This window comes from Dyadobacter sp. 676, assembly GCF_040448675.1.
Lineage (GTDB): Bacteria > Bacteroidota > Bacteroidia > Cytophagales > Spirosomataceae > Dyadobacter.
The window spans coordinates 6,501,830-6,528,494 of record NZ_CP159289.1 but is presented as its reverse complement, the minus strand read 5'-3'; the positions used below and the strand labels follow the sequence as shown (position 1 = coordinate 6,528,494).

19 protein-coding genes and 4 pseudogenes are annotated in these 26,665 nt (G+C 51.6%); 16 read left to right on the top strand and 7 right to left on the bottom strand.

The window, feature by feature from the left end; translation table 11 throughout:
- The first annotated feature begins 99 nt into the window (after positions 1-99).
- The 4 genes from ABV298_RS28675 to ABV298_RS28660 all read left to right on the top strand — a co-directional run bounded on the left by ABV298_RS28675 (position 100) and on the right by ABV298_RS28660 (position 4,673).
- Positions 100-1,356, top strand: coding sequence for a putative DNA modification/repair radical SAM protein (locus tag ABV298_RS28675; RefSeq protein ID WP_353719557.1), 1,257 nt, complete (start codon positions 100-102; stop codon positions 1,354-1,356).
- Positions 1,356-2,123 (top strand): TIGR03915 family putative DNA repair protein, encoded by a 768-nt coding sequence (locus ABV298_RS28670; protein ID WP_353719556.1) that lies wholly within the window; start codon positions 1,356-1,358, stop codon positions 2,121-2,123. Before ABV298_RS28675 ends, ABV298_RS28670 begins: the two co-directional genes overlap by 1 nt.
- Before the next feature lie 146 nt (positions 2,124-2,269).
- Positions 2,270-3,256 (top strand): hypothetical protein, encoded by a 987-nt coding sequence (locus tag ABV298_RS28665; protein ID WP_353719555.1) that lies wholly within the window; start codon positions 2,270-2,272, stop codon positions 3,254-3,256.
- A gap of 70 nt (positions 3,257-3,326) precedes the next feature.
- A complete protein-coding gene (locus ABV298_RS28660; RefSeq protein WP_353719554.1) occupies positions 3,327-4,673 on the top strand; it encodes a T9SS type A sorting domain-containing protein in 1,347 nt (448 codons plus the stop codon).
- Positions 4,674-4,715: 42 nt separating this feature from the next.
- Here the strand turns inward: ABV298_RS28660 and ABV298_RS28655 are convergent, their stop codons facing one another.
- A complete protein-coding gene (locus tag ABV298_RS28655) occupies positions 4,716-5,090 on the bottom strand; it encodes a hypothetical protein (RefSeq protein ID WP_353719553.1) in 375 nt (124 codons plus the stop codon).
- A 154-nt stretch (positions 5,091-5,244) separates the two neighbouring features.
- Here ABV298_RS28655 and ABV298_RS28650 point away from each other — a divergent pair, with 154 nt between their 5' ends.
- Both ABV298_RS28650 and lspA read left to right on the top strand, forming a co-directional pair.
- Positions 5,245-5,934: a DUF1080 domain-containing protein gene (locus ABV298_RS28650; protein ID WP_353719552.1), complete on the top strand. Its 690-nt coding sequence runs from the start codon at positions 5,245-5,247 to the stop codon at positions 5,932-5,934.
- Entirely contained in the window at positions 5,934-6,446 is a 513-nt protein-coding gene (gene lspA / locus ABV298_RS28645; protein WP_353719551.1) for a signal peptidase II, read from the top strand. The genes ABV298_RS28650 and lspA overlap by 1 nt, the downstream gene beginning before the upstream one ends.
- Positions 6,447-6,686: 240 nt before the next feature.
- Here lspA and ABV298_RS28640 read toward each other — a convergent pair whose 3' ends face one another.
- The 3 genes and pseudogenes from ABV298_RS28640 to ABV298_RS28630 form a co-directional block, all read right to left on the bottom strand.
- Positions 6,687-8,957: an aconitate hydratase gene (locus ABV298_RS28640; protein WP_353719550.1), complete on the bottom strand. Its 2,271-nt coding sequence runs from the start codon at positions 8,955-8,957 to the stop codon at positions 6,687-6,689.
- Between the two features lie 53 nt (positions 8,958-9,010).
- Entirely contained in the window at positions 9,011-10,021 is a 1,011-nt protein-coding gene (locus ABV298_RS28635; RefSeq protein WP_353719549.1) for an aconitase family protein, read from the bottom strand.
- A gap of 43 nt (positions 10,022-10,064) precedes the next feature.
- Positions 10,065-11,783: pseudogene (locus ABV298_RS28630) on the bottom strand (aconitase family protein); the annotation flags it as partial.
- A 329-nt stretch (positions 11,784-12,112) separates the two neighbouring features.
- On the opposite strand from ABV298_RS28630, the pseudogene topA reads away from it, so the two are divergent.
- From topA to ABV298_RS28610, 4 genes and pseudogenes are all read left to right on the top strand, one after another.
- A pseudogene (topA, locus tag ABV298_RS28625) lies at positions 12,113-14,495 on the top strand (type I DNA topoisomerase).
- Between the two features lie 48 nt (positions 14,496-14,543).
- Positions 14,544-15,236 (top strand): NAD-dependent deacylase, encoded by a 693-nt coding sequence (locus ABV298_RS28620; RefSeq protein WP_353719548.1) that lies wholly within the window; start codon positions 14,544-14,546, stop codon positions 15,234-15,236.
- On the top strand, positions 15,236-16,117 hold the full coding sequence (locus tag ABV298_RS28615) for a tetrahydrofolate dehydrogenase/cyclohydrolase catalytic domain-containing protein (RefSeq protein ID WP_353719547.1): 882 nt from the start codon (positions 15,236-15,238) through the stop codon (positions 16,115-16,117). The genes ABV298_RS28620 and ABV298_RS28615 overlap by 1 nt, the downstream gene beginning before the upstream one ends.
- Positions 16,118-16,276: 159 nt before the next feature.
- Entirely contained in the window at positions 16,277-17,365 is a 1,089-nt protein-coding gene (locus ABV298_RS28610) for a helix-turn-helix domain-containing protein (RefSeq protein ID WP_353719546.1), read from the top strand.
- 3 nt (positions 17,366-17,368) lie between these two features.
- Here ABV298_RS28610 and ABV298_RS28605 read toward each other — a convergent pair whose 3' ends face one another.
- The 3 genes and pseudogenes from ABV298_RS28605 to ABV298_RS28595 all read right to left on the bottom strand — a co-directional run.
- Positions 17,369-18,142, bottom strand: coding sequence for a hypothetical protein (locus ABV298_RS28605; protein WP_353719545.1), 774 nt, complete (start codon positions 18,140-18,142; stop codon positions 17,369-17,371).
- Positions 18,135-18,749: a hypothetical protein gene (locus tag ABV298_RS28600; RefSeq protein WP_353723285.1), complete on the bottom strand. Its 615-nt coding sequence runs from the start codon at positions 18,747-18,749 to the stop codon at positions 18,135-18,137. Before ABV298_RS28600 ends, ABV298_RS28605 begins: the two co-directional genes overlap by 8 nt.
- A gap of 40 nt (positions 18,750-18,789) precedes the next feature.
- Positions 18,790-19,122: pseudogene (locus ABV298_RS28595) on the bottom strand (acyl-CoA synthetase); the annotation flags it as partial.
- A gap of 276 nt (positions 19,123-19,398) precedes the next feature.
- On the opposite strand from ABV298_RS28595, the gene menB reads away from it, so the two are divergent.
- From menB to thrS, 6 genes and pseudogenes are all read left to right on the top strand, one after another.
- A complete protein-coding gene (gene menB, locus ABV298_RS28590) occupies positions 19,399-20,223 on the top strand; it encodes a 1,4-dihydroxy-2-naphthoyl-CoA synthase (RefSeq protein ID WP_353719544.1) in 825 nt (274 codons plus the stop codon).
- A gap of 52 nt (positions 20,224-20,275) precedes the next feature.
- Entirely contained in the window at positions 20,276-20,689 is a 414-nt protein-coding gene (locus ABV298_RS28585) for an EVE domain-containing protein (protein ID WP_353719543.1), read from the top strand.
- On the top strand, positions 20,676-22,256 hold the full coding sequence (locus ABV298_RS28580; protein WP_353719542.1) for a hypothetical protein: 1,581 nt from the start codon (positions 20,676-20,678) through the stop codon (positions 22,254-22,256). Before ABV298_RS28585 ends, ABV298_RS28580 begins: the two co-directional genes overlap by 14 nt.
- A gap of 276 nt (positions 22,257-22,532) precedes the next feature.
- On the top strand, positions 22,533-23,420 hold the full coding sequence (locus ABV298_RS28575; RefSeq protein ID WP_353719541.1) for a class I SAM-dependent methyltransferase: 888 nt from the start codon (positions 22,533-22,535) through the stop codon (positions 23,418-23,420).
- Positions 23,421-23,426: 6 nt separating this feature from the next.
- Complete coding sequence (locus ABV298_RS28570; RefSeq protein ID WP_353719540.1) at positions 23,427-24,626, top strand: tetratricopeptide repeat protein; 1,200 nt, start codon at positions 23,427-23,429, stop codon at positions 24,624-24,626.
- Between the two features lie 60 nt (positions 24,627-24,686).
- Positions 24,687-26,631, top strand: a pseudogene (gene thrS / locus ABV298_RS28565) (threonine--tRNA ligase).
- The last annotated feature ends 34 nt before the right edge of the window (positions 26,632-26,665 follow it).

Sequence of the window (26,665 nt, the reverse complement as noted above, 5' to 3'; positions counted from 1 at the left end):
ATATTTTCATGCACAAATATACATTCTGTGCAACCTCCTAATAACTGGTTTACACCGTTCGATATTTTAGGCAAAATTAACTTATTGTAAATTCAGGGTATGTACGAGCGGATCCGGGAGAAGTTGGGGATTCTGGCCGATGCCGCAAAATACGATGTGTCGTGCGCATCGAGCGGCAGCAACCGGAAAAATGAGAACAAGGGAATTGGGGACGCGGAAGGAGCGGGCATCTGCCATACCTACACCGAGGACGGCAGATGTGTGTCGCTGCTGAAAATCCTGTTGACCAATCATTGCATTTACGATTGCGCGTTCTGTGTTTCCCGGCGGAGCAACGATATTAGGCGGGCGGCTTTCACCGTGGAAGAGGTAGTGGAACTGACGATGAATTTTTACCGGAGGAACTATATCGAAGGATTGTTCCTGAGTTCGGGGATTTTCAAAAATGCCGATTACACGATGGAAAGACTGGTCCGCATTGTAAAAAAGCTACGGCAAGACGAACGTTTCAATGGGTATATCCATCTGAAAACAATTCCCGGCGCAAGCGACGAGTTGCTTCGCGAAGCGGGCATGTACGCCGACCGCATGAGCATTAACCTCGAAATGCCGACCGAGCGTGGCCTGAAACTTCTGGCGCCCGAGAAGTCGCATTCGGAGGTCGAGAAGCCTTTAAAATACATCCAAAACAACATTACGCAGTTCGAGAGCGAAAAGGCGCTGATCAAAAGCGTGCCAAAATTCGTACCTGCGGGACAAAGTACCCAGATTGTTGTCGGCGCAACAACCGAGTCGGACAAGGAGATTTTATACACGGCCAACGCGTTTTACCGGAACTTTTCGCTCAAACGCGTTTACTATTCCGGCTACATTCCTATCAGCTACGATTCGCGATTGCCAGTAATCGGCTCGCAGCCTCCGCTGATCCGCGAAAACAGGCTCTACCAAGCCGACTGGTTGATGCGGTTCTATGGTTTCAAAGTGCAGGAAATCCTCGACGACCTGCACCCTAACCTCGAAATCGACGTCGATCCGAAACTTGGCTGGGCATTGCGGAACCTCGACCGGTTTCCGGTAGATATCAATACCGCCGACTATCACATGATCCTGCGCGTACCGGGCATTGGCGTGGGATCGGCATTAAAAATTGTTCAGGCACGCAGGTTCAACCGACTCCACGAAAACCATTTGCGCAAACTGGGCATCGCTTTCCGTAAGGCCCGCCATTTCATAAGGTACGCCGACAGCCCAATGCAACTGAAAGAGTACGAGGCCGGGCATATCAAAAACCTGATCCTTTCGGAAGGCAAAAGCAAGTATCAATCCAACCCGGATAATCAATTGTCGCTTTTCTGATGGAACTGTACATTTTCGACGGTTCGCTGGAAGGGCTTCTGACGGCCGTGTTCGAATGCTACACCCGGAAATCGAAGATCATAAAGCTAGTCGGGCAGGCTCATTACGTACCGGACGTTTTCGATGCCGGATTTCACGTCGTTTCCGACCGTGAAAAGGGCGAGCGCGTGTGGAAGGGGCTTTGTGCCAAACTGGGTAAGGAATGGCAACTGCGGTTTTACCAGGCGTATCTTTCGGAACGCCCGGAGGCATTCCAACATCTCCTCAATTTCGCCCGTTACGTGATCGATCGGCCTGCCGGCGCTTCCGAAAACTATGCCCATCCCGATGTGCTGGCCATTTCACAAACCGCCCGGCAGGTCCACCGCGAAAAACACCGGATGGAAGCGTTCGTCCGCTTTCAGAAAACCGGCGACGGCATTTACTATGCCCATATCGAGCCCGATTTCGACGTACTTCCTCTAGTCTCGGAGCATTTCGAGAACCGTTATGCCGATCAGCGGTGGATAATTTATGATTTGAAAAGAAAATACGGCTTGTATTACGACCTGGAAAAAACGGAGGAGATCGAACTCGGTGCCGCACCGCAGCTATCGGTCGTAAATGCGCTGCCGGCAGGGCTGCTTGATCCAAAGGAAGAGCTTTATACGCTTCTGTGGCAGGATTACTTTAAAACGACCAACATCTCCGCGCGAAAAAATACGCGGTTGCATGTCAGACATGTACCCAGGCGGTATTGGAAGTATCTCTCGGAGAAGCAGCGCTAGATTTCGCTGATAATCAATAAATTTTTACGCATGTCGCCACGGTTTACACGGCGGTGGTGTCTAGGAAAATGTAGACAATCCAAGTTTGCATTGTCTTTTCCAATGATCCGTTGGAAGGTCCATTCATCCACCTTTTCCCGTATGCTATGAAAACTTGTACGCTCGTTATTTGTCTTTTACTCTCGGCGCTCGGCGTTTACGCCACCGCACCTGCTGACGGCGACGCCGGTACTGCATCAAAAGTTGCTGCGGTTGCCGAACCTTTTACAATCTGTCTCGAGGCCGAAAATGCCAACAGCGACGCTCCCGTTTCGGGGGACCCGAATGCTTCCAATGGCGAGGCCCGGGGTGCTCAAAACACGTGGGACTACTTTGTCGAATACCAAACCGACGTTCCGACTGCCGGGAAGTATTTGATCACCCTCCGGTACAATGCCGAGCAAGACTCCCCGGTGAATGTTTCCATAAATGCCGGTACGTCCACACAGATCGTCCTTCCGGCTTCCTATTCCTGGAATATCGCGTGGAAGGAACACACATTCGAAGTGGATCTCCCGGCGGGCAACAACCGGATCCGAATTAAAGAGCTTCCGGGATACAACGTCAGACAGGACAAGGTTTGCTGGACGGAAAACGGGCCCAGCGACCCCGTGTGCGAATTTGAAATCGCGCCTTCCACAGCCGCCCGCTATGAGCTTGGAGACGACATGGCTTTCTTTGCTAATTGTTCCGGAGCCAATTGTGACGAAGTTACTTTTACATGGACAGGAAATGGTATCTTACGCTATGGCAACATCATTGGTTTGAAAACCCCCTCAGTCCCGGGCACTTATACCTACGATCTTTTTGCGACGAAGTCAGGATGCTCCAATAAGACCGGATCTGTAACCGTGGAGGTGGTAATCACGCCGGGTTGCGACTATAATGTATCTGCCTCGGTATCCAATGCTACGCCGCAATGTTCCGAACCCATTACGCTCAGTGCGCAATGCACCGGCCCGGACTGCGACGGCGTAAGGTACTCATGGGGCGGAGGAGGACTGAACGTGTCAGGCCAATCCATTACCGTGCCTGCGCCCCCCGGTAAGCGGAACATACAACTATTTCCTTTTTGCAAACAAAGACGGCTGTAAAAACAGATCCGCCGGAACGACCGTCGCAGTCACGTGCGACTCCGGTCCCACTGAACCGTTCAGCACTTGTGTGGAAGCAGAAAATTCAAATAGTGACGGGGAAATAACCGACGATCCCAATGCCTCGAATGGCAAAACGCGCGGTACTCAGAATGGTCCAAGTTATTATGTCGAATATGAAGTCAACGGCGTTAAAGCGACAGGACCTCACCAGGTAACCCTGCGTTATTATTCCCCGCAGCCATCGGCCATAACTATTAGTGTGAACGGGGACATGATTATTCCATTGACCGGTGTGGCTGAATCCGGCTCGTGGAATGTCGTCTGGGCCGACCGGGTCTTTACCTTTGACCTTAAAGAAGGCAGCAATAAAATCCGTATATGGAGCGGGTTTGGGTACGGTGTGATACGACAGGACAGAATCTGCGTTTCAGGACCTGGCGGAACAGGAAACCCGCCATCGTGTGATTTCAATGTGGATGTATATGCCTCGAATTTCACTCCCGCTTGTAATGAATCTGTTTTTGCATCCGCTGTTTGTTCCGGCTTCGATTGCCGGTCGGTATCCTATTTGTGGAGCGGGCAAGGCCATACTTCTACATTTGCCAGCACCACTCTCAGTACACCGGACGTCAACGGTACCTTTACTTATACTTTAACGGCATCCAAGAACGGCTGCGCGCCAATTGTTAAAACACTCGACATAACCGTTAGCGGATGTGAGCCATCGGGAGGGTTCAGTGTATGCCAGGAAGCCGAATGGTCGGCCGGTAACGGCCCCACCAGCAGTGATCCGAACGCATCGAACGGGCAAACCAAGGGTGCCCAGAACAATTATGATTATTATGTCGACTATTACATACCGAATGTACCCGCAGCCGGCCAATATCCCGTGACCCTGCGCTATTATGCCGAGCAGAATGCGCAGGTGAGCGTGTCGGTGAACGGGACTGTCGCTATTCCGGCGTTGCAGCTTCCTCCTACTTATAGCTGGAATATCGCCTGGCGGGAAGAGACATTCTACGTGACGCTGGCCACTGGCAATAACTGGATCCGCATCCAGGGACTGCCCGGGGCCGCGATACGTCAGGATAAGCTTTGTGTCGCAAGCAGCCAAAACACTGCGCGACTGGCCGCACCTGAATTTATCCAGACACAATCCGATTCGCCTCTGCTGCAAGCCTACCCGAATCCCGCCGCCGGCGAATTTAAAGCCAGCTTCCATTTGAAAACCGGCGAAGCGGCAACCATCCGCGTGACGGACGTTCAGGGCAAAATCTGGCATACGCGGAGCGTCGAAGGCAAGGGTGCGCATGAGGAACGCATTACCCTCGACAATGCACCGGCGGGCATTTACCTGCTGCAAGTGAAGAAGCCGGATTCGGTAGAAACCAAAAAGATATTGCTCACACGCTAAATGCAAAAATCGGTTGCCTGGGGACGGGCAACCGATTTTTTCTTACTTCCATTTACTTCTCAGCCAGGCCTTTCGAAACGCCGTCATTTCGTCGGTAACGGGTTCCCGGCCTCCTCGTATGTGACCACGTGCAAACGCGGCTTCCCGGTCAGTTCCAGCATTGCCGTCTCTGATTCGTCGCGGTGGCTGTATTCGAAAGGCCGCCACATCATGGACATTCTTCCCGTACTCGTGCGTCGCATACCTGCCCGGAGATGAGCGCGACATTCCGAACAACAACTCCTTTCGTGACAGATCCGGAACGCTTAATGCGATTCGCACTTCGTGATGGACGATATGGGGAAACGAGACATCGTAATGGATCGTCTGCGCCAGCGCGTATGTACATAGCATCGGCGTCGCGAGCAATGCGGCCACTCTTTCATGGGCTAGACAATTATTTTGAAAACGGCAACGTGTCCAATTAGCCCAATAACCCAACATTTGCAGCCACCATACCGTTACTAAGCCGATTATTGCTTAATTTTTCCGTTTCAAATCCCATTAAACCTTAAAATAATATCGAACGTCCATGAAGAAACTCTTCCTGCCCCTTGCCCTCGCCTTGGCTATTAACCTGCCGGAGGCACATTGCCAGACGAAAGCACTTTTCAACGGCAAAGACTTGAAAGGCTGGCACATAGACGTACCGGAAATGGACAAAAACCCGAATGCCGTCAATCCGTTTCTCGTGCGCAACGGCCTGCTGGTCAGCCTCGGAACGCCCGGCGGGCATTTGATCACCGATGCGCAGTACGAAAATTTCCGGTTCGCGTTCCAATATCGCTTCGCCGGCAAACCGGGCAATTGCGGAGCGCTCGTATTCGTTTCCACGCCCCGGGATTTGTACGATATGTTCCCCAAATCCATTGAAATACAACTTATGCATCAGAACGCGGGAGATTTCTGGTGCATTCAGGAAGACATTACGGTTCCGGACATGGAAAAGCGCCGTGGCCCGAAAGAAAAATGGGGTGTAAATGGCGACAAGCTCCGCCGCATTCCAAACCTGACCGACGGCACGGAAAAGCCTTTAGGCGAATGGAATTCGATGGTCATCGAATGTGTTAAGAATTCAATTAAGGTATGGCTCAACGGCGTGCTGGTTAACTACGGCTATGACGCAACGGCCTCGAAAGGGCAGATCGCATTGCAGTCGGAAGGCTCGGAAGTTGAGTTCAGGGATGTTAAACTGACACCGATTAAAGCGCTTTCCAAATAATGAAATTTCAATCCAACCGCTTTGTCAGGAATATCGCGATCGTCGTCGTCCTGATGGCTAATATCGGGTGCGACCAGATATCAAAAAGCGTGGTCAGGAAAAATGTGGGGTTTTATCAAACGATCGAGGTCATTAAGGACTATGTAACCATTACGTATGTCGAAAATACGGGCGCATTCCTGAGCATAGGCAGCTCACTACCGGACACTTTAAAGATTTTCGTGCTGTCGGTTATCCCGCTCATCGCGCTGATTTTGGGAGTTATCTATTTACTAACCAAAAAGAACCTTACCTGGCTGAGCGCGCTGGCGTTGAGTTTTGCTATCGGTGGCGGTATCGGCAATATTTACGACCGCCTCGTTCACGGCTCGGTGACCGACTTTATGCACATTAATTTCGGATTTTTTCAAACAGGCATATTCAACATGGCCGACGTGTCGATCATGACCGGGATGTTTATCTTCCTCTACCAGTCATATAGCCGCCAGCGATCGAGGTTTCCAGGTATTTGAGATAGCGGTTAGGTCTGTTTTCGCAAATGTTGCTGTCACATGCCTAACGGCATTTTCAAATAGCGATGCATTCATTTGCTACCGATATTACATCGCTAATGCGATTGGCCATTCACAAAAGTGCCGGCGGGACCCTTCGGGGCAACGAACGAGCAGTTTGTTATAAACAGGACATTCTCATCAACAAAAATGGCTCCCGATAATCAGGAGCCATTTTTGCATTTTGGGATACTATGCCAGTTACGCGGCGCCAACCGACTTGCGGATGATGTTCAATGCGGAACCCGCTTTGAACCATTCGATCTGCTGTGCATTGTAAGTATGGTTTACAGGGAATTCCTCGGTGGTGCCGTCGTTATGGTGCAGCACGACCGTCAGAGGTTGTCCTTCCGTAAATGTTTCCAGGCCAAGGATATCGATCGTGTCGTCTTCCTGAATCTTGTCGTAATCTGCCGTGTTGGCGAACGTCAGCGCGAGCATACCTTGCTTTTTCAGGTTGGTTTCGTGGATACGGGCGAACGATTTCGTCAGGATCGCACGCACGCCCAGGAAGCGGGGCTCCATTGCAGCATGCTCGCGTGAGGAGCCTTCTCCATAGTTTTCGTCGCCTACGACGATAGTACCGATTCCATGTGCTTTGTAGTCGCGTTGAACGGCGGGGACCTCGGCGTATTGGTTGGTCAGCTGGTTTTTGATGGTGTTGGTTTTCTCGTTGAAGAAGTTAACCGCACCGATCAGCATGTTGTTCGAGATATTGTCGAGGTGTCCACGGTATTTCAACCACGGGCCGGCCATCGAAATGTGGTCGGTTGTACACTTGCCCTTTGCTTTGATTAGCAGCTTCAAACCCTTCAGGTCTGTCCCTTCCCATTCGGGGAATGGTTCAAGAAGTTGAAGGCGGTCGGAAGTCGGGCTGATGATCACCTGAACTGTACTTCCGTCCTCGGCAGGTGCCTGATAACCGGCATCTTCCACCGCGAAACCTTTGGTCGGCAACTCGAGGCCGCTCGGTTCATCGAGCAATACTTCTTCACCATCGGCATTTACCAGCTTGTCGACGCGCGGATCGAAAGTAAGGCGTCCGGCGATAGCCATTGCCGTTACGATTTCCGGAGAAGCGACGAAGGAATGCGTATTGGGGTTACCATCGGCACGTTTCGAAAAGTTACGGTTGAACGAGGTAATGATCGAGTTTTTCTCTCCTTTCTCCGCACCGTGGCGCGCCCACTGCCCGATACACGGCCCGCAGGCATTCGCGAGCACGACGCCGCCGATTTTAGAGAAGGTATCCAGAAAACCATCGCGCTCGACGGTGTAACGTACCAGCTCGGAACCCGGCGTGATGGTGTATTCGGAGGTAACTTTCAGTTTTTTGTCGACCGCCTGCTGCGCCAGCGATGCCGCACGGCTGACGTCCTCGTAGGAAGAGTTGGTACAAGAGCCGATAAGACCCACCGACAACACTTCGGGCCATCCGTTTTCTTTCACAGCCGTCGCGAATTTCGACAAAGGCCACGCCAAATCCGGCGTGAACGGGCCATTGATATGGGGTTCGAGAGTAGACAGATCGAGCTCGATCAACTGATCGTAATAAGCGGCCGGATCGGCGTAAACTTCGTCGTCGGAACGCAAATGCCGTTTGATCGCATCGGCAGCGTCCGCCACATCGGCACGGTCGGTGCCTCTCAGATACGCCGCGCTCTTTTCGTCGTACGCGAAAATCGAAGTCGTAGCGCCGATTTCGGCACCCATATTACAAATAGTAGCTTTACCGGTTGCGGAAATATGCTCGGCGCCTTCGCCGAAGTATTCGACCACATATCCCGTACCGCCTTTTACCGTAAGCTGGCCCGCAACCCAGAGGATCACGTCCTTTGGCGCGGTCCATCCGCTCATTTTACCGGTCAGTTTCACTCCGATCAGCTTGGGCATTTTCAATTCCCATGCAAGGCCCGACATGACATCCGACGCATCGGCACCGCCGACACCGATCGCGATCATGCCCAAACCACCCGCATTGGGCGTGTGGGAATCGGTACCGATCATCATACCGCCCGGGAACGCGTAGTTTTCCAGCACAACCTGGTGAATGATACCAGCCCCGGCGCGCCAGAAACCGATGCCATATTTATTGGATACGGACGACAGGAAATCGTATACTTCCTTGTTTTTATCTACGGCATTTTTCAAGTCCTGCACAGCGCCTACTTCGGCCTGGATAAGGTGGTCGCAATGCACGGTAGAAGGCACCGCCACTTTCGGACGGCCGGCCTGCATAAATTGCAGCAGCGCCATCTGGGCGGTCGCGTCCTGCATCGCCACACGGTCGGGAGCGAAATCGACATATGACTTGCCACGTTCGTAGGGCTGCGTGGGAACCCCTTCCCACAAGTGGGAGTATAAAATCTTCTCCGCCAAAGTCAAAGGCCGCCCTACAACCTTACGAGCAGCTTCCACTCTTTCTTCCATGCGGGCATAAACGCCCTTGATCATATCTAAGTCAAAAGCCATATCTCTCAAATTATGTTACACATTCACATTCGTTAACAACTGAAACATTAACACTATCTACTTAGTTGCTTAACCGGGGGTGCGAACTTGGTCAGATCGATGCCCACCACCGCTGATTTATATTCGTCCATACTTGGAATCCGGCCGAGGATCGCCGACAGCACAACAACCGGCGTAGACGCGAGCAGGGACTCGCCCTTTTTACGTTCCGAATCTTCGACGACCCTTCCTTGGAAAAGACGCGTCGAGGTTGCCATGACGGTGTCCCCTTTGGCTGCTTTTTCCTGGTTACCCATACACAGGTTACAGCCGGGGCGTTCCAGGTACATCATATTCTCGTATTCGGTGCGCGCCGCGACTTTCGGGGCATTATCGTCGAATTCGAAACCGGAATATTTCTGCAATACATCCCAGTCACCTTCTTTCTTGAGTTCCTCGATGATATTATAGGTGGGCGCTGCCACAACGAGCGGCGCATGGAACTCGACCTTGCCTTGTTGCTCCTCAAGATTCCGCAGCATCTGGGAAACGATTTTGAGGTCTCCCTTGTGAACCATGCAGGAACCGACAAAACCGAGATCTACTTTTTTATCCCCGCCATAGTAAGAAATTGCCCGGATGGTGTCGTGCGTGTAACGCTTCGAAACGTCCTTGTTGTTGACGTCGGGGTCTGCGATCATCGGCTCGACGATCTCATCGAGATCGATCACAACTTCCGCATAATACTTTGCATTCGCGTCGGGGGTAAGTGCCGGTTTCTCACCTGATTTGATCTCCGCGATCCGCTTATCAGCCTTGTTGATCAATCCCTGAAGAACCTGTCTGTGGTTATCCATTCCCTTGTCGATCATGATCTGTATTCTGCTTTTCGCAATTTCCAGCGATTGGATCAGCGTGTCGTCTTCCGAAATACAGATCGAAGCCTTCGCCTTCATTTCGGCAGTCCAGTCGGTAAAAGTAAATGCCTGGTCGGCAGGCAGCGTTCCAAGGTGAACCTCGATCACCCTGCCCTGGAACACATTTTCTCCACCAAACTTCTGGAAGCATTTGCGCCTGTGTGGCATGAACGACGTCACGAAAGTCCATGTGCTCTTTCATAGTTCCCTTGAAAGTCACTTTCACGGACTCGGGAATCGGCATGGATGCCTCGCCGGTAGCCAGCGCAAGCGCGACGGTTCCCGAATCGGCACCGAAGGCAACGCCTTTGGACATCCTCGTGTGCGAGTCGCCGCCGATGATGATCGCCCATTCGTCCACGGTAATGTCGTTCAGCACCTTGTGGATCACATCGGTCATCGAATGATATTCCCCTTTCGGGTCGCGGGCTGTGATCAATCCGAAATCGTTCATAAACTTCATCAGTTTCGGAATGTTGGCCTGCGCCTTTTTATCCCAGACCGATGCCGTGTGGCAGCCCGACTGGTAGGCGCCGTCGACGATAGGCGAAATAACCGTAGCGGCCATAGATTCCAGCTCCTGCGCCGTCATCAAGCCCGTCGTATCCTGCGAACCGACGATATTGACTTCTACACGAACATCCGAACCGGCATGTAGCACCTTACCCGGCGTGGTACCGACGGCATTTCTATTGAAGATTTTTTCTACCGCCGTGAGGCCTTGTCCTTCATTGGAAATTTCTTTCGACGGCGCGAATACCGGAGTAGGTTCTATACCGAGAATTTTCGCCGCTACCGTCTGGATTTTTTTACCGAATACGATGGCGTACGATCCGCCGGCCCTGATAAATTCCTTTTTCTGAGGAGTGAGCGATTTGGAAATGTCGATCAATTCCTGTTCGCCGTTATATAGTTTCTTTGTTTTTGTATTAATGGTCAGAACGGTGCCCGTGGCAACGGAGTACACTTGCTCCAATACCGGGTCGCCATTTTCATCACGGACCACATTACCGTTTTCATCTGCTTTTTTAACCCAGTTTTTCAGGTCTATACCGATACCTCCGGTAACGTCTACGGTAGTAAGGAAAATCGGGGAAATACCGTTGGTACCACCCACAATAGGAGCGATATTGACAAACGGGACATAGGGACTTGCCTGCTTACCGGTCCAGAGTGCCACGTTGTTCACACCCGACATCCTGGACGAGCCCACGCCCATAGTGCCTTTCTCCGCAATCAGCATTACGCTCTTGTCGGGATGCTCTGCCTGCAAAGCCCTGATTTCCTGCTGTGCCTGAGCGGAAATCATACATTTACCGTGAAGCTCCCGGTCGGAACGGGAGTGGGCCTGATTGCCCGGAGAAAGCAAATCCGTCGAAATATCGCCTTCACCGGCAATATATGTAACTACCTTAATTTCTTCCGGCACTTCGGGCAGCTTGGTGAAGAATTCCGCCCGTGCGTAACTTTCGAGAATTTCCTTCGCAATTTCGTTGCCGTTTTTGAATGCCTCTTTCAGCCGGTCCGTGTCCGCATCGTAAAGGAAAACCTGTGTTTTCAGCACTTCCGCGGCTTGTTTGGCAATGGAGGCATCGTCGCCCAGGGCCAGATCGAGCAATACGCCGATGGAGGGGCCGCCTTTCATGTGCGACAGTAGTTCGAATGCAAAAGCAGGTGATATTTCTTCCACCACGGACTCTCCCAGAATGATCTCCTTTAAAAACCTGGCTTTTACACCGGCCGCGCTCGTTGTCCCTGGTAAGGTGTTGTAAATAAAAAATTTAAGAGAATCTTCCCGATGCTCGTTTTGTGAATCTTTGATTTGTGCGATGATTTCGCCCAGCAATTCGGCACCATCGATTGGCTTCGGATGAAGCCCCTGAGCTTTTCGTTCTTCAATCTCTTTAATGTAATCCTTATAAATACTCATGATGAAAATCTTTTCAATGTTAAAGGGATCATCTGTTGTCAATAAACGCGCGAAACTACGAAATTACCGAATATACGGAGGCATTTCAGCCGATTTTCGCTACTATTTAAAACCAGTATATTCTAGCCGTATAATTAGATAACCTCCGCGAAAAAAAAATTGTTCTGGCGAGCTGTGCATTCGGGGGGATAAATTAAAATACCCCCTTCGGGACGCCTTATGATGCGCTTTGTTTTTCGCCCGGCTTTTATTTGCGCTTTGATTTTTTCTCCGATTGTGCCCTATATTTGGACGTTCAAAGTGCTACCAGGTCCCTTAAATCCAAAGTTATGTCAAAAAATCTGGTGATCGTAGAGTCACCGGCGAAGGCCAAAACCATTGAAAGTTACCTCGGTCAGGATTTCACCGTGAAATCCAGTTTCGGACATGTCCGCGACCTCCCGGAACATGATATGGGTGTTGATGTCGAGCATGGTTTCCAACCCTCTTACGAAATCTCCTCCGATAAAGTCAAAGTCATTTCAGAGCTCAAAAAACTGGCGAAAGATGCAGAGGTATGGCTCGCAACCGATGATGACCGCGAAGGAGAAGCGATTTCCTGGCATTTGAAAGAGGCGCTGGGCCTGCCCGACAATACCAAGCGGATCGTGTTTCGTGAAATCACCAAAACCGCGCTCCGGAATGCCATCGCCAAACCGCGGACCATCGACACGGCCCTGGTAGACGCCCAGCAGGCGCGCCGCATTCTCGACCGTCTCGTGGGTTACGAACTTTCCCCGGTGCTTTGGAAAAAAATCAGGATCGGCAAATCGAACCTTTCGGCGGGACGTGTACAATCGGTGGCTGTACGCATTATCGTAGAGCGCGAACGGGAGATCGAGGCTTTCAAAGCCAAAAGCAGCTTTAAAGTAACCGCGCATTTCGACCTCGGAAACGGAAAGGTACTGAATGCCGAGCTTGCCAGGAACTTTCCCACCGAACAGGAAGCATACCAGTTTCTGGAAAAATGCATCGGGGCCGAGTTCTCGATCCGTAACCTCGAAGTAAAACCCGCTAAAAAAACACCTGCACCGCCATTTACAACTTCTACATTACAACAGGAAGCATCGCGAAAGCTGAGCTTCTCGGTAGCGCAAACGATGACCGTCGCCCAGCGCCTGTACGAAGCCGGTAAGATTTCCTATATGCGTACCGACTCTACCAACCTCTCGGAAGAAGCGTTGGATAACGCAAAGCAGCAGATCACGAAAGAATATGGAACGGATTACTATAACCGTCGCATTTTCAAAACCAAGTCGGAGTCCGCGCAGGAGGCGCACGAAGCGATCCGTCCTACCGATTTTTCGACGCTGGTAGCCAGCAGCGACCGCAACGAGCAGCGCCTATATGAGCTGATCTGGAAACGGGCTATTGCTTCGCAGATGTCGGACGCGCAATTAGAGCGCACCACGGCTACGATCGGCATTTCCACCACTTCGGAAGAGCTGGTAGCACAAGGCGAGGTAGTCAAATTCGAAGGGTTTCTGAAAGTTTATATGGAATCCAGCGACGACGAGGCGGACGAAGAGCAGAAAGGCATGTTGCCCCCGCTGAATATCGGGCAAATATTGAAACTCGCGGATATGAAGGCGACCGAAAGGTTCACCCGCAACCCGCCGCGCTATACCGAGGCGAGCTTGGTAAAGAAACTCGAAGAAATGGGGATCGGGCGGCCGTCAACCTACGCGCCTACGATCTCGACAATTTTGAAACGGGAATATATCGTAAAAGAAGACCGCCAGGGTTTTGAAAGGGAATTCAAGGAACTGACCCTTGCCGGCGGGCAGATCAAAAGCAAGGTTAATAAGGAAATATATGGTTCGGAAAAGGCCAAGCTCTTCCCTACCAGCACCGGAATGGTGGTAAACGACTTCCTTGTAAGCCATTTCCAGGACATCGTGGATTATTCGTTCACGGCAAACGTGGAAAAAGATTTCGACCATATTGCGGAAGGCCAGCTCGGTTGGCAGCAGATGATCAAGAACTTTTATACGCCGTTTCAGAAAAAGGTCGCCGAAGCGCGCGAGGAGGCGATCGATAAAAGCCTTACCTCCCGCGAGCTGGGCGAAGATCCGGCAACCGGCAAAAAAAGTGTCGGTACGGATCGGGAAATACGGGCCTTATGTACAGATCGGCGATGTAGAGGACGATGAAAAGCCTCGTTTCGCGAGCTTGCAGAAGGGCCAGCTGATGGAGACCATTACTCTGGAGGAAGCATTCGAACTGTTCAAGCTGCCCCGCCAGGTGGGCTTCTTCGAGGATAAGGACATGGTTGTGAATGTCGGCAAATTCGGGCCTTATGTGAAGCACGACGGCAAATACTACTCGCTCGCAAAGACCGACGACCCGATGACGGTCACCGAGGACCGGTTGATCGAAATCATCGAAGAGAAACGTTTGCAGGATAGCAACCGGATTATCAAGGAGTTCGCGGAAGACCCCGAAGCAAAGGTCCTGAACGGGCGGTACGGGCCTTACATTGCTTTCGGCAAGAAGAATGTAAAAATCCCGAAAGGCACCGAGCCAGCCTCGCTGACGTACGAACAAGTGTTGAAACTGGCGGCCGAGACGCCGGACAAGCCCGCCGGACGCGGTGCGCGCAAACCTGCGGCTGCCGCGGCACCTAAAACTACCACCAGAAAGCCCGCGGCGAAAAAAGCGGCTAAGAAATAGTAATTTCACCCAGAACCCCGCAGCGGCGGACCGTAAATTATCACGAACATGAAAAAACTAGTTGTACTTTCCGGAGCGGGGATCAGTGCTGAGAGCGGGATCAGTACTTTTCGTGATAATAACGGGCTTTGGGATAATTACCGCATCGAAGATGTTGCCACGCCCGAAGCCTGGGTCCGGAACCAGGAGTTGGTGCTGGATTTTTACAACCAGCGGCGCAAACAGGCGGCGGGCGTGAAGCCTAATGCGGCCCATTACGCACTGGCGGAGCTGGAAAAGCACTTCGATGTGACCATCGTGACGCAAAACGTCGATAACCTGCACGAAATCGCGGGCTCTTCGAAAGTGATCCATTTGCACGGGGAGCTCTTCAAGGCGCGGAGCACGAAAGATCCGAAGCTCGTGTATGACATGAAATCGTGGGAGCTTAAAACGGGCGACCTGTGCGAACTGGGCAGCCAGTTGCGGCCCCACATCGTGTGGTTTGGCGAGGAAGTGCCTATGATGGAGGTGGCCGTCGATGTCACGGAGGAGGCGGATATGTTCCTGGTTATCGGGACTTCACTGGCAGTATACCCGGCCGCGGGGCTTGTGCATTATGTGCGCCCCGGTAAACGGATTTATATCGTAGACCCCGCCAAACCCGACATTACGTTAAAATCCAACATGGTTTTCATTCAGGAAAAGGCCACAACCGGAATGCAAACGCTGATCAAGAAATATTTACTACCTGAACAATAATGCAACTACTCGACGGGAAGGCTATTTCCTCCCAAATAAAATCCGAAATCAAGGCCGAGGTGGAACAATGGATCGCCGGTGGCGGTAAAAAGCCGCATCTGGCGGCCATACTCGTGGGCCAGGACGGTGCCAGCGAAACTTACGTGGCATCCAAGATCCGCAGCTGCGAAGAAATCGGCTTTACTTCCACCCTGCTGCGCTTCGATGCCGACATTACCGAGGCCAGGCTGCTCGAAGCGGTGGAGTCGCTGAACAACGATCCCGACGTGGACGGTTTTATTGTGCAACTCCCGTTGCCGAAACACATTTCTGAAAACACCGTAATGGAAGCCATAAACCCGGCCAAGGACGTGGACGGCTTCCATCCGATCAATGTCGGCAGAATGTGCAAGGGGCTGCCCGCTTACATTTCCGCAACGCCGTTCGGCATACTCGAAATGCTCATCCGTGCCGGTATCGAAACCAGCGGCAAGCATTGCGTGGTCATCGGCCGCAGTCAGATCGTGGGCTTGCCGATGAGCATTCTGATGCAGCGCAACACCTATCCGGGCAACTGCACCGTGACAATAACCCATAGCAAAACGCAAAACCTGAAAGATATCTGCCAGTCGGCCGACATCCTGATCGTGGCATTGGGCCGCCCCGAATTTGTAAAGGCGGACTATGTGAAGGAAGGTGCGGTGGTTGTAGACGTAGGCATTACCCGGGTGGCCGATGCTACCAAAAAGAGCGGCTTCTCGATCAGAGGCGATGTCGATTTCAACGACGTCGCGCCAAAGGCCAGCTTTATCACGCCGGTTCCCGGGGGCGTAGGTTTGATGACCATTTGCGGTCTTCTTACCAACACTTTCAAGGCAGCGAGAAAAGAGATTTATAAGTAGGCTGTAGGCAATCGGCTGTCGGCCAAATGTCTCGCTTATGTAATTCAGAAGCCGACGGCCGATTGCCGAAGTAAAAAAATAGGTAGAAAAGTTGCTGATTTCGTTTTTTACTAAAAGATTTGTCAATTAGTAGGCAGTTTTGAACGGATCGGTTGTACTATGAGCATCGTCAGCAACAACATCAAGTATCTCAGAAGGCTCAACGGCCTGACGCAGGAACAATTCGCCCGTAAGATCGCGATCAAGAGATCGTTACTGGGCGCTTACGAAGAGGCAAGGGCCAATCCCAACCTTACTAATCTCAAAAACATGGCCGCCGCATTCGGCGTTAGCGTTGACAATTTGCTAAAAAACGACTTGCGGAAACTCAGGGAAACGCCCGAAATGTCGCTACCGCTGACAACCTCCCGCCCAATGACCGTTTCGCACTCGGGTACGATGCCCCAGCCCGCACCTACGCGCACGCCCGGGTATACGGAACCACAGCCGTTGTCCAAGATCATCGAAGCCTATCAGCAGCCCGAGCAGCCTCTACGCCAGGTCTCGCGGCAGATCAATCTGAAACCGGTTAACGGAGAAACACATCAGCCGGCGAATATCACTGCCAATCAGCAATCGGTATATCCGGAGCCTCCGGCGTTTCAGCAACCGGCATTTCAGCAGCCGCCGGCTGTGCCTCAGCAGCCCCTGCCGCAGTCGCCGGGCATCCCTACATTTAATAATCAATACCAGACCCCGCAATTCAATGCGGCGGTAGAGCAGCCTGTGCAGCATTTTCCTACTATCCAATGGGTCGCGCGCAATAAACAGGCAGAATACATCGCCAACTTTCAGAACCCGCATTACCTTAATAGCCTGCCGCTGTTCCAGTTACCTATCTTGCCGTCAGGCTACTACCGGGCGTTCGAGAGCGGCGAGGATTTCATGTACCCCGGTTCTGTTCTCGTGGGCGCATTCATCCGCAACTGGTACGATATCAAGGATGGCATGCAATACGTTTTTCTGCTGAGAAACCACGGATTGATTTACAGAAGTGTATTCAACCAGGTCAAAACGGCGGGTATTTTACTGCTTACTTCTGACAATCCTTCCTTTGAAGAACTGGAAGTGCCTTTGCAGGACGTGCTGGAAGTGTGGGAAGTGAAGGCGTTTGTGAGCGTTCAGATGCCCGCGCCACAACCCTCGCTTGAAAGAGTGGCCCAGCTCGTCGACGAATTGCAAATGGAACTGAGCCAGTACCGTCAGTAGCCGCTATTTCGAGAGCGCATGGAACAGCGCCTCTATTTTTGCAAGATCCTTGCTTTTGGAAGTTGTTTCCAGAACAGCGACGCCCAGCTGATACCATAGACCGTCGCCGGCTGTGATGTACTTACCGCGTTTGGCCGGACGGGTTTCCGAAGCGTTGTCAGCTACGAATTCAGCTTTGTAAACCGTATCCATTATTTTTTGCAACTGGTTCCAATCCAGTTTACGGGGTGCACCTGCATTCTTGCTTAATGTAAATTCCTTTTTGCTGAACGACGCTTTCAGGTCGATGGTCGTTTTGCCGTCGCTATCGATGTCCAGGTAGGTCAATTCGAACGGCTTTTCACGACCGCCGGTTTCAAAAATGGCTTGCATCATTTCCTGCAAAAAGTACGACCAGCGCTCTTTATCGACCGGATAAATCGTCACCCGTTTATCGTTTTCGTCCAGTTCTATTTCGATGAAATCCTCATATTCGCTTTCTTCGCGCTTACGGATGGTCTTGGAACCGGCCAGAATCTCCCGGAATTCTTCGATCCAGATCGCGGGCAAATTGCCTTTCCATTTGTAATCGTCGTCTTTGGAAAAACCTTCGTCGTAAATTTCGTCGTCGGTCAGTTCTTCCCGGTCGTTGTACACGATATCGAAATCCACACGCAGGTCCTGAGCCGACTGGATGTCCAGTTTCAATGTATAAAAGTGGGCAAACGGTGCCGGAACCACCGGGGCTGTCTGGTAACGAACGATATACTGGCCGGGTATCTGAAGATTTTTATCCATTCGAAGATTTTGAAAGCTGTTGAAATGTAGCGCGTTTGTCTATTTTATCCGTTGCGGTTTTGGCAAACGCTTTTGCAAAGTAAATATGTTTCGGGTTTTCATAGGTCGAAACGCGGCTTCTAATTTCCTTCCGCAACTGCATTTCCATGTGATCAGGGAGTGTGCTTTCGACGGTCAGCACTAGTTTTTGGCCCAATTTTTCATCCGGTTCCCACCAGCAGAAAAATGCATTCGGAATACCCAGATCATGAAAAACCGCCGCAATCCGCTGGTCCATCTGATCCAGCACAATTTTCACACCGCCCGAATTGATCACATTATCCGCCCGTCCGATCCATTGGAACGCATTACCATCGATTTCCACCAGATCATTCGTCTGAACCGTTTGTCCGTTGGTCACCGCGCCGGAAATAAAAAGACAACCACGCGCGTCGACACCGAATTCGATACCCGGCAGGAACACATATGAATCGCTCGCATTGGCGCCGTTCAATGCTTTCAGGGCTACATGCGAAACGGTTTCCGTCATGCCGTAACTCTGAAAAACCGGGATATCCAGTCCCTTGATCCGGCCGGCCAACGCCAGGCCCACCGGCGCCCCCCCCAAGTAATATTTTACCCAAATGGCTAACCTGCTTTCCCGTAACCGGGTTTTCGAGAATAGTCTGCAACTGCATAGGCACCATTGCCACGAAGTCGAAATCCACCGAATCGAGCCCGGCGATTGGATTCGCAGCCGGTTCCGTAACTATCAGCTCCCAGTCCAGCTCCATTCCCCTTACGAGCATCATTAACCCTGCGATATACCCGACGTTCAGGCACACAAGTGCGCGCGTTCCGCCCGGGAGCGCGAGCGCCTTGCCCGTCATGTGCGCACTGGCGGAGAGCTGCCGGCGTGTGACGGTGATCGGCTTGGGCAGGCCGGTAGAGCCCGATGTACGGAGCTCGAATTCCCGCGTTCCGTTCAGCCACTTTTCCATAAAGTCGTAGGCCTGTGCGAAATAGGGATTGCGCGGCCTCTTCTGCGTTTGCCAAAGCGTTTTGCTCGTTGTCCAGATCATCGCTGCGGTTTCTGCGTTTATTTCGTTACCGGTGCCTGTTTCCGGTTTTTAATGGGCCGGAAAGTTATTCATTTGTTTTTGAAGGAGCCCAAACAATGAGTAATTTCGCGCATTCAGGCAATGTACGGCATGCCGGGCCTGTGGCCTCATTTCGGCCGTTGCATTGCGATTAACTCAATTTTACCATCCGATTTTATGTCCAATACAGTGCAATGGGAAACCATTAAGGAATACGAAGAAATTCTCTTTACACTTCACGAAGGAATCGCGAAAATCAGCATCAACCGCCCGCACAAGCATAATGCGTTCACCCCGCTTACGGTAAGCGAGATGATCGACGCGATGCATATCTGCCGGGAAGATCCGCGGATCGATGTGATCATTTTAACGGGCGAAGGAGGCAAGGCGTTTTGCTCCGGCGGCGACCAGTCGGTCCGTGGCCACGGCGGCTATGTGGGCGACGACCACGTGCCACGATTGAATGTGCTCGATCTGCAGAAAATGATCCGCTCGATCCCCAAAGCGGTAATCGCGATGGTAGCGGGCTGGGCCATCGGCGGCGGCCATGTTCTGCACGTGATCTGCGACATTACCATCGCCGCCGAAAACGCACGTTTCGGCCAGACAGGCCCGAAAGTCGGCAGCTTCGACGGCGGTTTCGGCGCTTCCTACCTCGCCCGTGTGGTAGGCCAGAAGAAGGCGCGCGAAATCTGGTTCCTTTGCGACCAGTACGATGCGCAGGATGCATTGCAAATGGGGCTGGTGAACAAGGTCGTGCCTTTGGAAGACCTCGAAACCGTTACGTTGGAATGGGCAAGAAAAATCCAGGAAAAAAGCCCGCTCGCGATCCGTATGCTCAAAAGCGCGTTCAACGCGGAGCTCGACGGCCAGGCAGGCATCCAGGAGCTCGCCGGCAATGCAACGCTCCTTTATTACCTCAGCGAAGAAGCCAGGGAAGGCCAGCGCTCGTTTTTGGAAAAACGCAAACCGGATTTCAGCAAATTCCCGAAATTCCCTTGATTTAGTCCCGAAAGATTAACATTTTAAGTCCTACCATACAAAAACCCACCGAATGAACCATTGGCTTGTAAAATCAGAACCATTTAAATACTCCTGGGACCACCTTGTCACCGAGGGTGAAGGCATGTGGGACGGCGTCCGCAATTATGCGGCCCGTAATAACCTGATGGCGATGAAAGTGGGTGACCCGGTGCTTTTTTACCACAGCAATGAGGGTAAGGAAGTCGTAGGGCTTGCGAAGGTTTCAAGAGAACATTACCCCGACCCTACCACCGACGAGCCCGGGTGGGTGGTGGTGAACCTGGTTCCCGTTGAGAAGTTCCCCAACACCGTTACGCTGGCGCAGATCAAGAAGGACGAACTGTTGAAACAAATGGATCTGGTCCGTTTGTCGAGATTGTCGGTCGTGCCGGTAAAACGCGAAGAATTCGACCATATCGTTGCTTTGGCGCATGACAAAAAATAAGCGATCCGTTTTTCGGCTGGCCTTACCGCTACTCTTCCTGGGCATCCTCGGCACACAGCTTCGGGCCCAGGGAGTGAAACGGATTGAACTTCCTTTGCCCGGCAATACGGCCTACCAGGCTGTGCCCCTCGGCAAACAGGGCGTACTGCTCATTTCCAAGCCCGACAAAGGCACGTTCAATGTCCAGAAATTCGATACAAACCTCGAAAGGGTATGGTCCATCGACGGCCCGATCGAGTCGAACCTCGATTACATCGCTTCTTCCTACGACGGGCAGGCCGTTTTCCTGCTTTTCAGCAAATACCGGAGCTCTTTATATCAGATTGTAAAGGTGAATGTCGGCCCCGGTTTTGTGGAGACTTTCACCATTAATACAGTCGACCGTTTCGAGATCACCGACTTCAAAACGCTCGGCTATTCCGTTTTCATGGCCGGAATGGTACGAAACGAGCCGGTTTTGATATATACCCAGCTTACAACGCAGCAAACGCGTGTGCTGCCTTCGGCTATTAAAGGTTCCAACGCCATTCAGACGGTCGAGGTGGACACGGCGCAGCATTTGGTGAATGTTTGTTTTGCGGTAAAAAAAGGCCGCCAGACCAAGATCGTGGCCAGGTCTTACGAAGAAACAGGGGAGCTCTATACCCAGGTCACCGTCGACCCGGAGGACGATTATTCGCTTCTCAGCGGTCGCTTGCAGGTTTTGAACGATTCGGTGCGCATTGTGATCGGTACTTATGGCTACCGTAATATGCAAAGCAGCACCGTTGCGGCATCGCAGGGGCTTTATATCAGCAAAATCGTCGGGGATGAAACAGTGTTTACCAAATACCACAGTTTTACGGACTTCAAAAACTTCTTCAACTTCCTCAGCGAACGTCAGCAGGAGAAAATGGAGAAACGCATTCGCAAGAAGAAGGAAAACGGCGAAGATCTGAAATTGAACTATCGTCTTCTGGTACACGACATTGTCCCCAAAGCGTCCAATTTTCTGCTCGTTGCGGAGGTCTTCTATCCAGAATACCGTTACCAGAACCCGGGTATGATGGGTGGTTTTGGCTATGGATACGGCGGCTACGGCTATCCGTTCGGAATGGGGCTCTATAATCCGTACCTGTGGAATCCGATGTACGGCGGTCGCGGCTATAATTCGCAGGTTTTCGACGGTTTTACCTACACACATGCGATCATAGCCGATGTGGATCAGAATGGCAATCTGCTTTGGGACAATAGTATTAGTTTCGATAACGTGAAAAGCATGGAGTTGAAGGAAAAAATCAAAGTACAAACCTTCTCCAATGGCAATTCGAAACTGATTTACAGCCACAACGGCGCCATTCGCAGCAAGATCATCAAAGGCGACCAAGTCATCGACAGCGACCGCGTGATCCCGAACGAGACATATGTGGAAGGCGACAAAGTGCGCAAAACGAGCACCGACGATATCGACTACTGGTACGATAACTTCTACCTCGCCTGGGGCGAACAGCGCATCGTGAATGCCGCCGGAGACCCGCAAACACGCGGCCGGAGGAATGTGTTTTATTTGAACAAGATTGCTTATTAGGACTTCGGCTGTCGGCCGTCGGCTTTCGGCTTTTCTCCTACGGAGTATTTTAATAATTCATAAATAATCCGGTAGACGAAAAAAAGTAACGACATATATGGCCACAGGGAACCCTAGCGGGGAGTGCCCCTGAAAACGATAGGCGGCACACACCGGTACACAAACGAAGTCAAACAAAAAAAGCCGACAGCCGAAGTACCATAAAACAATTTGCTCCCAAGAGTTATTTTTAACCTAAAAAGGCCGACGGCCGAAAGCCGAAAGCCGAAGTACACCTTGATACTACTCTCACCAGACCAACATACCGACTACCAGTTAATCGACAGCGGTAGTTTCGAGAAACTCGAAAAATTCGGGCCGTACATTCTTTCGCGTCCCGAGCCGCAGGCAATCTGGGATAAGTCGCTCTCCGAAGCGGAGTGGGACAGGCGCTCGAACGCCATTTTTAAAAAAGATAAAAATTCCCAGGAAAAAGGGCAATGGATCACCAGGGGCGATATGCCCGACAAATGGGTTTTCCAGTACCGGACCAAAGACCTGCATTTGCGTACCAAACTCGCATTATCGTCATTCAAGCACGTGGGCGTGTTCCCCGAGCAGGCTACCAACTGGGATTTCATCGCCCGGACTTTGAAGCAAATGCCCGAGGAAAAGCCCTCGGTATTGAACCTGTTTGCCTATACGGGCATTGCCTCGTTGGCGGCAAAGGCATCGGGCGCCGATGTGACGCATGTCGATTCGGTGAAACAGGTGATCAGCTGGTCGCGGGAAAATATGGAACTAAGCGGACTGAACAATATTCGCTGGGTAGTGGAAGACGCATTGAAATTTGTGCAGCGCGAGGTACGGCGAGGCAACCAGTATAACGGACTGATCCTCGACCCTCCCGCATACGGGCGCGGGCCCGATGGCGAAAAATGGCTGCTCGAAGAGAGTTTGAATGAACTGCTAAGGCTATGTGCTCAGTTATTGAAGAGAAAGAATTTCTTTTTTATTATTAACCTGTATTCACTCGGCTTTTCGGCATTGATTGTCGAAAATCTGATCAAAACGCATTTCGGAACGGATATCAGGCACGAGTTCGGTGAATTATTCATTCCCGATTCGTTTGGCAAAAAACTTCCATTGGGCGTGTTTTCGCGTTTTTCGGACCAGAATGTTTAGCGGCGAATGAAGTCTGACAACCTGAAATATCTATCATTTGCATTCCTCATTGCGTTGGGAGGTCTCGGGCAGGCCTGCCAGAGCGACGCGCGCACGTCCACGCGCATACCACCCGTAATCAAAAAGAGTAAAGAACAGTGGCAGAAAGATGCATTGCTTTCACTGACAGACCTGATCAACCGCGGGATCGATTCGGACGTCAATTATTTCAAAAGAGCCCGCATTTACTTTGAGCGCGAGCAATACTCCGAGGCGCTGGACGATATCAATGAGTCGATCTATGAGCAGGATAATGTGAGCGAATATTTTCTGTTGCGCGGAAAAATCAACCGGGAGCTCGGCAAGATCGACAATGCGCTGGAAGACGCGCAGCGCGCCGAGGCATTACAGCAAAGCAGTCCCGAGCTATACGTGTTGCTTGCCGATATTCTGCAAGCCAAAAACCGTTTCGGCGAAGCGGCCGGATACCTGAACCAGGCATTGAGAATGGCCCCGTACGACGGTTCCGCGTATTATGTAAAAGGAACGTTACAAGCCAGGCAAGGCGATTCGCTGGCCAGTTTGTCGAGCCTCAACTATGCGATGAACGTCAATCCGAGGCTTCTCAGGGCTTACGAACAGAGCACGTTAATCAATTTAAAACTCAAAAACACCACCGAGGCGCTTGCCATTAACGAAAGGGCATTAAAACGCTTTCCCGAACGTGCGAGCCTGTTTTTTGAAAGAGGCGAAATCCTGAATGCATTGGCACAGCCGGACACGGCACTGATCTTTTATCAAAAGGCGGTGGCTATCCAGCCGGACTACGAAGAAGCATTGAACGGGCTGGCAACGGTGGCAATGCAGCTCCGCGCATTTTCGCAGGCGATACCGGCCTTGAAAACGCTTTTGAGAAAGAAACCGCAGTCCAAGGAAATCAACAATATGCTCGGATATGCCTACGAAAAAAGCGGCGAACTTGATATTGCGAAGACCTACTACACCACCGCATTGACCATAGCGCCCGGCGACCAGGATGCGCGTTACGGCATGTACCGCATCCGGAAAATCGAGTCGGAAGGACTTTACCCCTCCTACTATCCTGAGGAAAATACCAATGCCGGGTACAAATTACTGGATACTTCGCGGATTAAAATTAATATTATCCAACCCCGCGGTGCGACAAATATCCGCGTGGACTCATCGCGCAAAGCTAAAATTGAATAGCTTTGTGTTTTGCGGCCTCCCGCATGGCCATCGAACCATAGTCATAGAATTATTTTTTGAATGAAAGACGAGTCTCAAGTAAAAATTACCCTGCCCGATGGTAGCGAACGTTTTTACCCGAAAGGGGTAACCGCGCTCGAAATCGCGCTCAGTATCAGTGAAGGGCTTGCACGGAATGTGATAGCTGCCAAAGTCAACAACGAAGTTTGGGACCCTACGCGCCAGATCACGGAGGACTCCCTGGTGAAACTGCTGACGTGGAACGACGAGGACGGTAAATCGACGTTCTGGCATTCCTCGGCCCACTTGCTGGCCGAAGCGTTGGAAGCGCTCTATCCCGGAATCAAATTTGGTACGGGGCCTGCGATCGAAAAGGGCTTTTACTACGATGTAGACCTCGGCGGACAAACCATTTCGCAGGAAGATTTCCCGAAAATCGAAGCGAAGATGCTGGAATTGGCCCGCCAGAAGAACGAATATATCCGCAAGCCGATCAGCAAGGCCGAAGCCATCGACTATTTTACCAAAAAAAGGCGACGAGTACAAGCTGGAACTGATCGACGGCTTGGAAGATGGCTCCATCACCTTGTACGAGCAAGGCGGTTTTACCGACCTTTGCCGTGGGCCGCATATACCGAATACCGGTTTTATCAAAGCGGTAAAACTGACCAATATCGCGGGCGCTTACTGGCGTAACAAGCAGGAAAACAAAATGCTGACCCGCATTTACGGCATTACTTTTCCAAAACAGAAAGAGCTGGAAGAGTATGTGACCCTGATCGAGGAAGCCAAAAAACGTGACCACCGCCGCCTGGGCAAAGAATTGGAGCTTTTTGCGTTCTCGGAAAAGGTAGGGCAAGGCTTGCCATTGTGGTTGCCGAAAGGAGCGATGCTTCGCGAGCGCTTGCAGGCGTTCCTGAGCAAGGCGCAGTCGCGCGCGGGCTACACGCCAGTGGTAACGCCAAACATCGGTAGCAAAGAACTGTACGTTACTTCGGGGCACTGGGATAAATACGGCAAGGATTCCTTCCAGCCCATTAAAACCCCGAACCTCGGCGAGGAGTACCTGCTCAAACCGATGAACTGCCCGCACCATTGCGAGATATACAAAACTTCTCCCCGCTCCTACAAGGACCTGCCCCTGCGATTTTCGGAGTTCGGTACCGTTTATCGTTACGAGCAGAGCGGCGAATTGCACGGGCTCACACGCGTGCGCGGGTTCACTCAGGACGACGCGCATATCTTCTGCCGCCCCGATCAGGTGAAGGAGGAGTTCATTCGTGTGATCGATCTGGTGCTATATGTTTTCAAATCGCTTGGTTTTGAGGATTACAGCGCCCAGGTGTCGCTTCGTGATCCTAACGACAAAGTGAAGTACATCGGTAAAGATGAGGACTGGGAAAAAGCGGAGAATGCAATTGTGGAAGCAGCCGCGGAGCGTGGTCTGAAAACCGTGACAGAACTCGGTGAAGCCGCGTTTTACGGTCCGAAACTAGATTTCATGGTGCGCGACGCATTGGGCCGCAAATGGCAGTTGGGCACCATTCAGGTCGACTATCAGATGCCGAAGCGTTTCGGTCTGGAATATACCGGTTCCGACAACCAGAAGCATCAACCGGTTATGATCCACCGGGCGCCTTTCGGTTCAATGGAACGTTTTATAGCGATCTTGATCGAAAATACAGCTGGTCAGTTCCCGTTGTGGCTCTCGCCCGACCAGATTGCGATCCTGCCGATTTCCGAGAAATTCGCGGATTATGCGGAAGACGTGTTCTTCCAGTTGCAGGATCATGACATCCGTGGCTTTGTAGATCACCGCGACGAGAAGATCGGCCGCAAGATCCGCGACGCCGAAGTGACCAAAGTGCCATTCATGCTTATTGTGGGCGAAAAGGAGGCTGCCGAAGGAAAGCTCTCGGTGCGCCGCAAAGGTGAGGGCGATCTGGGAAGTATGACGCTCGAAGAGTTTATCGCGTTTTTCAAAAAGGAGGCTGCCATTGCTTGATGTTTTTGTAAGATTTTAGTATTATTCCAGCAAT

Bases quoted from the DNA above. Each gene is read 5' to 3' on its own strand.
- ABV298_RS28675 (WP_353719557.1), top strand. From the start codon at position 100: ATGTACGAGCGGATCCGGGAGAAGTTGGGGATTCTGGCCGATGCCGCA.
- ABV298_RS28670 (WP_353719556.1), top strand. From the start codon at position 1,356: ATGGAACTGTACATTTTCGACGGTTCGCTGGAAGGGCTTCTGACGGCC.
- ABV298_RS28665 (WP_353719555.1), top strand. From the start codon at position 2,270: ATGAAAACTTGTACGCTCGTTATTTGTCTTTTACTCTCGGCGCTCGGC.
- ABV298_RS28650 (WP_353719552.1), top strand. From the start codon at position 5,245: ATGAAGAAACTCTTCCTGCCCCTTGCCCTCGCCTTGGCTATTAACCTG.
- lspA (WP_353719551.1), top strand. From the start codon at position 5,934: ATGAAATTTCAATCCAACCGCTTTGTCAGGAATATCGCGATCGTCGTC.
- ABV298_RS28640 (WP_353719550.1), bottom strand. From the start codon at position 8,957: ATGGCTTTTGACTTAGATATGATCAAGGGCGTTTATGCCCGCATGGAA.
- ABV298_RS28635 (WP_353719549.1), bottom strand. From the start codon at position 10,021: ATGCCACACAGGCGCAAATGCTTCCAGAAGTTTGGTGGAGAAAATGTG.
- ABV298_RS28620 (WP_353719548.1), top strand. From the start codon at position 14,544: ATGAAAAAACTAGTTGTACTTTCCGGAGCGGGGATCAGTGCTGAGAGC.
- ABV298_RS28615 (WP_353719547.1), top strand. From the start codon at position 15,236: ATGCAACTACTCGACGGGAAGGCTATTTCCTCCCAAATAAAATCCGAA.
- ABV298_RS28610 (WP_353719546.1), top strand. From the start codon at position 16,277: ATGAGCATCGTCAGCAACAACATCAAGTATCTCAGAAGGCTCAACGGC.
- ABV298_RS28605 (WP_353719545.1), bottom strand. From the start codon at position 18,142: ATGGATAAAAATCTTCAGATACCCGGCCAGTATATCGTTCGTTACCAG.
- menB (WP_353719544.1), top strand. From the start codon at position 19,399: ATGTCCAATACAGTGCAATGGGAAACCATTAAGGAATACGAAGAAATT.
- ABV298_RS28585 (WP_353719543.1), top strand. From the start codon at position 20,276: ATGAACCATTGGCTTGTAAAATCAGAACCATTTAAATACTCCTGGGAC.
- ABV298_RS28580 (WP_353719542.1), top strand. From the start codon at position 20,676: ATGACAAAAAATAAGCGATCCGTTTTTCGGCTGGCCTTACCGCTACTC.
- ABV298_RS28570 (WP_353719540.1), top strand. From the start codon at position 23,427: ATGAAGTCTGACAACCTGAAATATCTATCATTTGCATTCCTCATTGCG.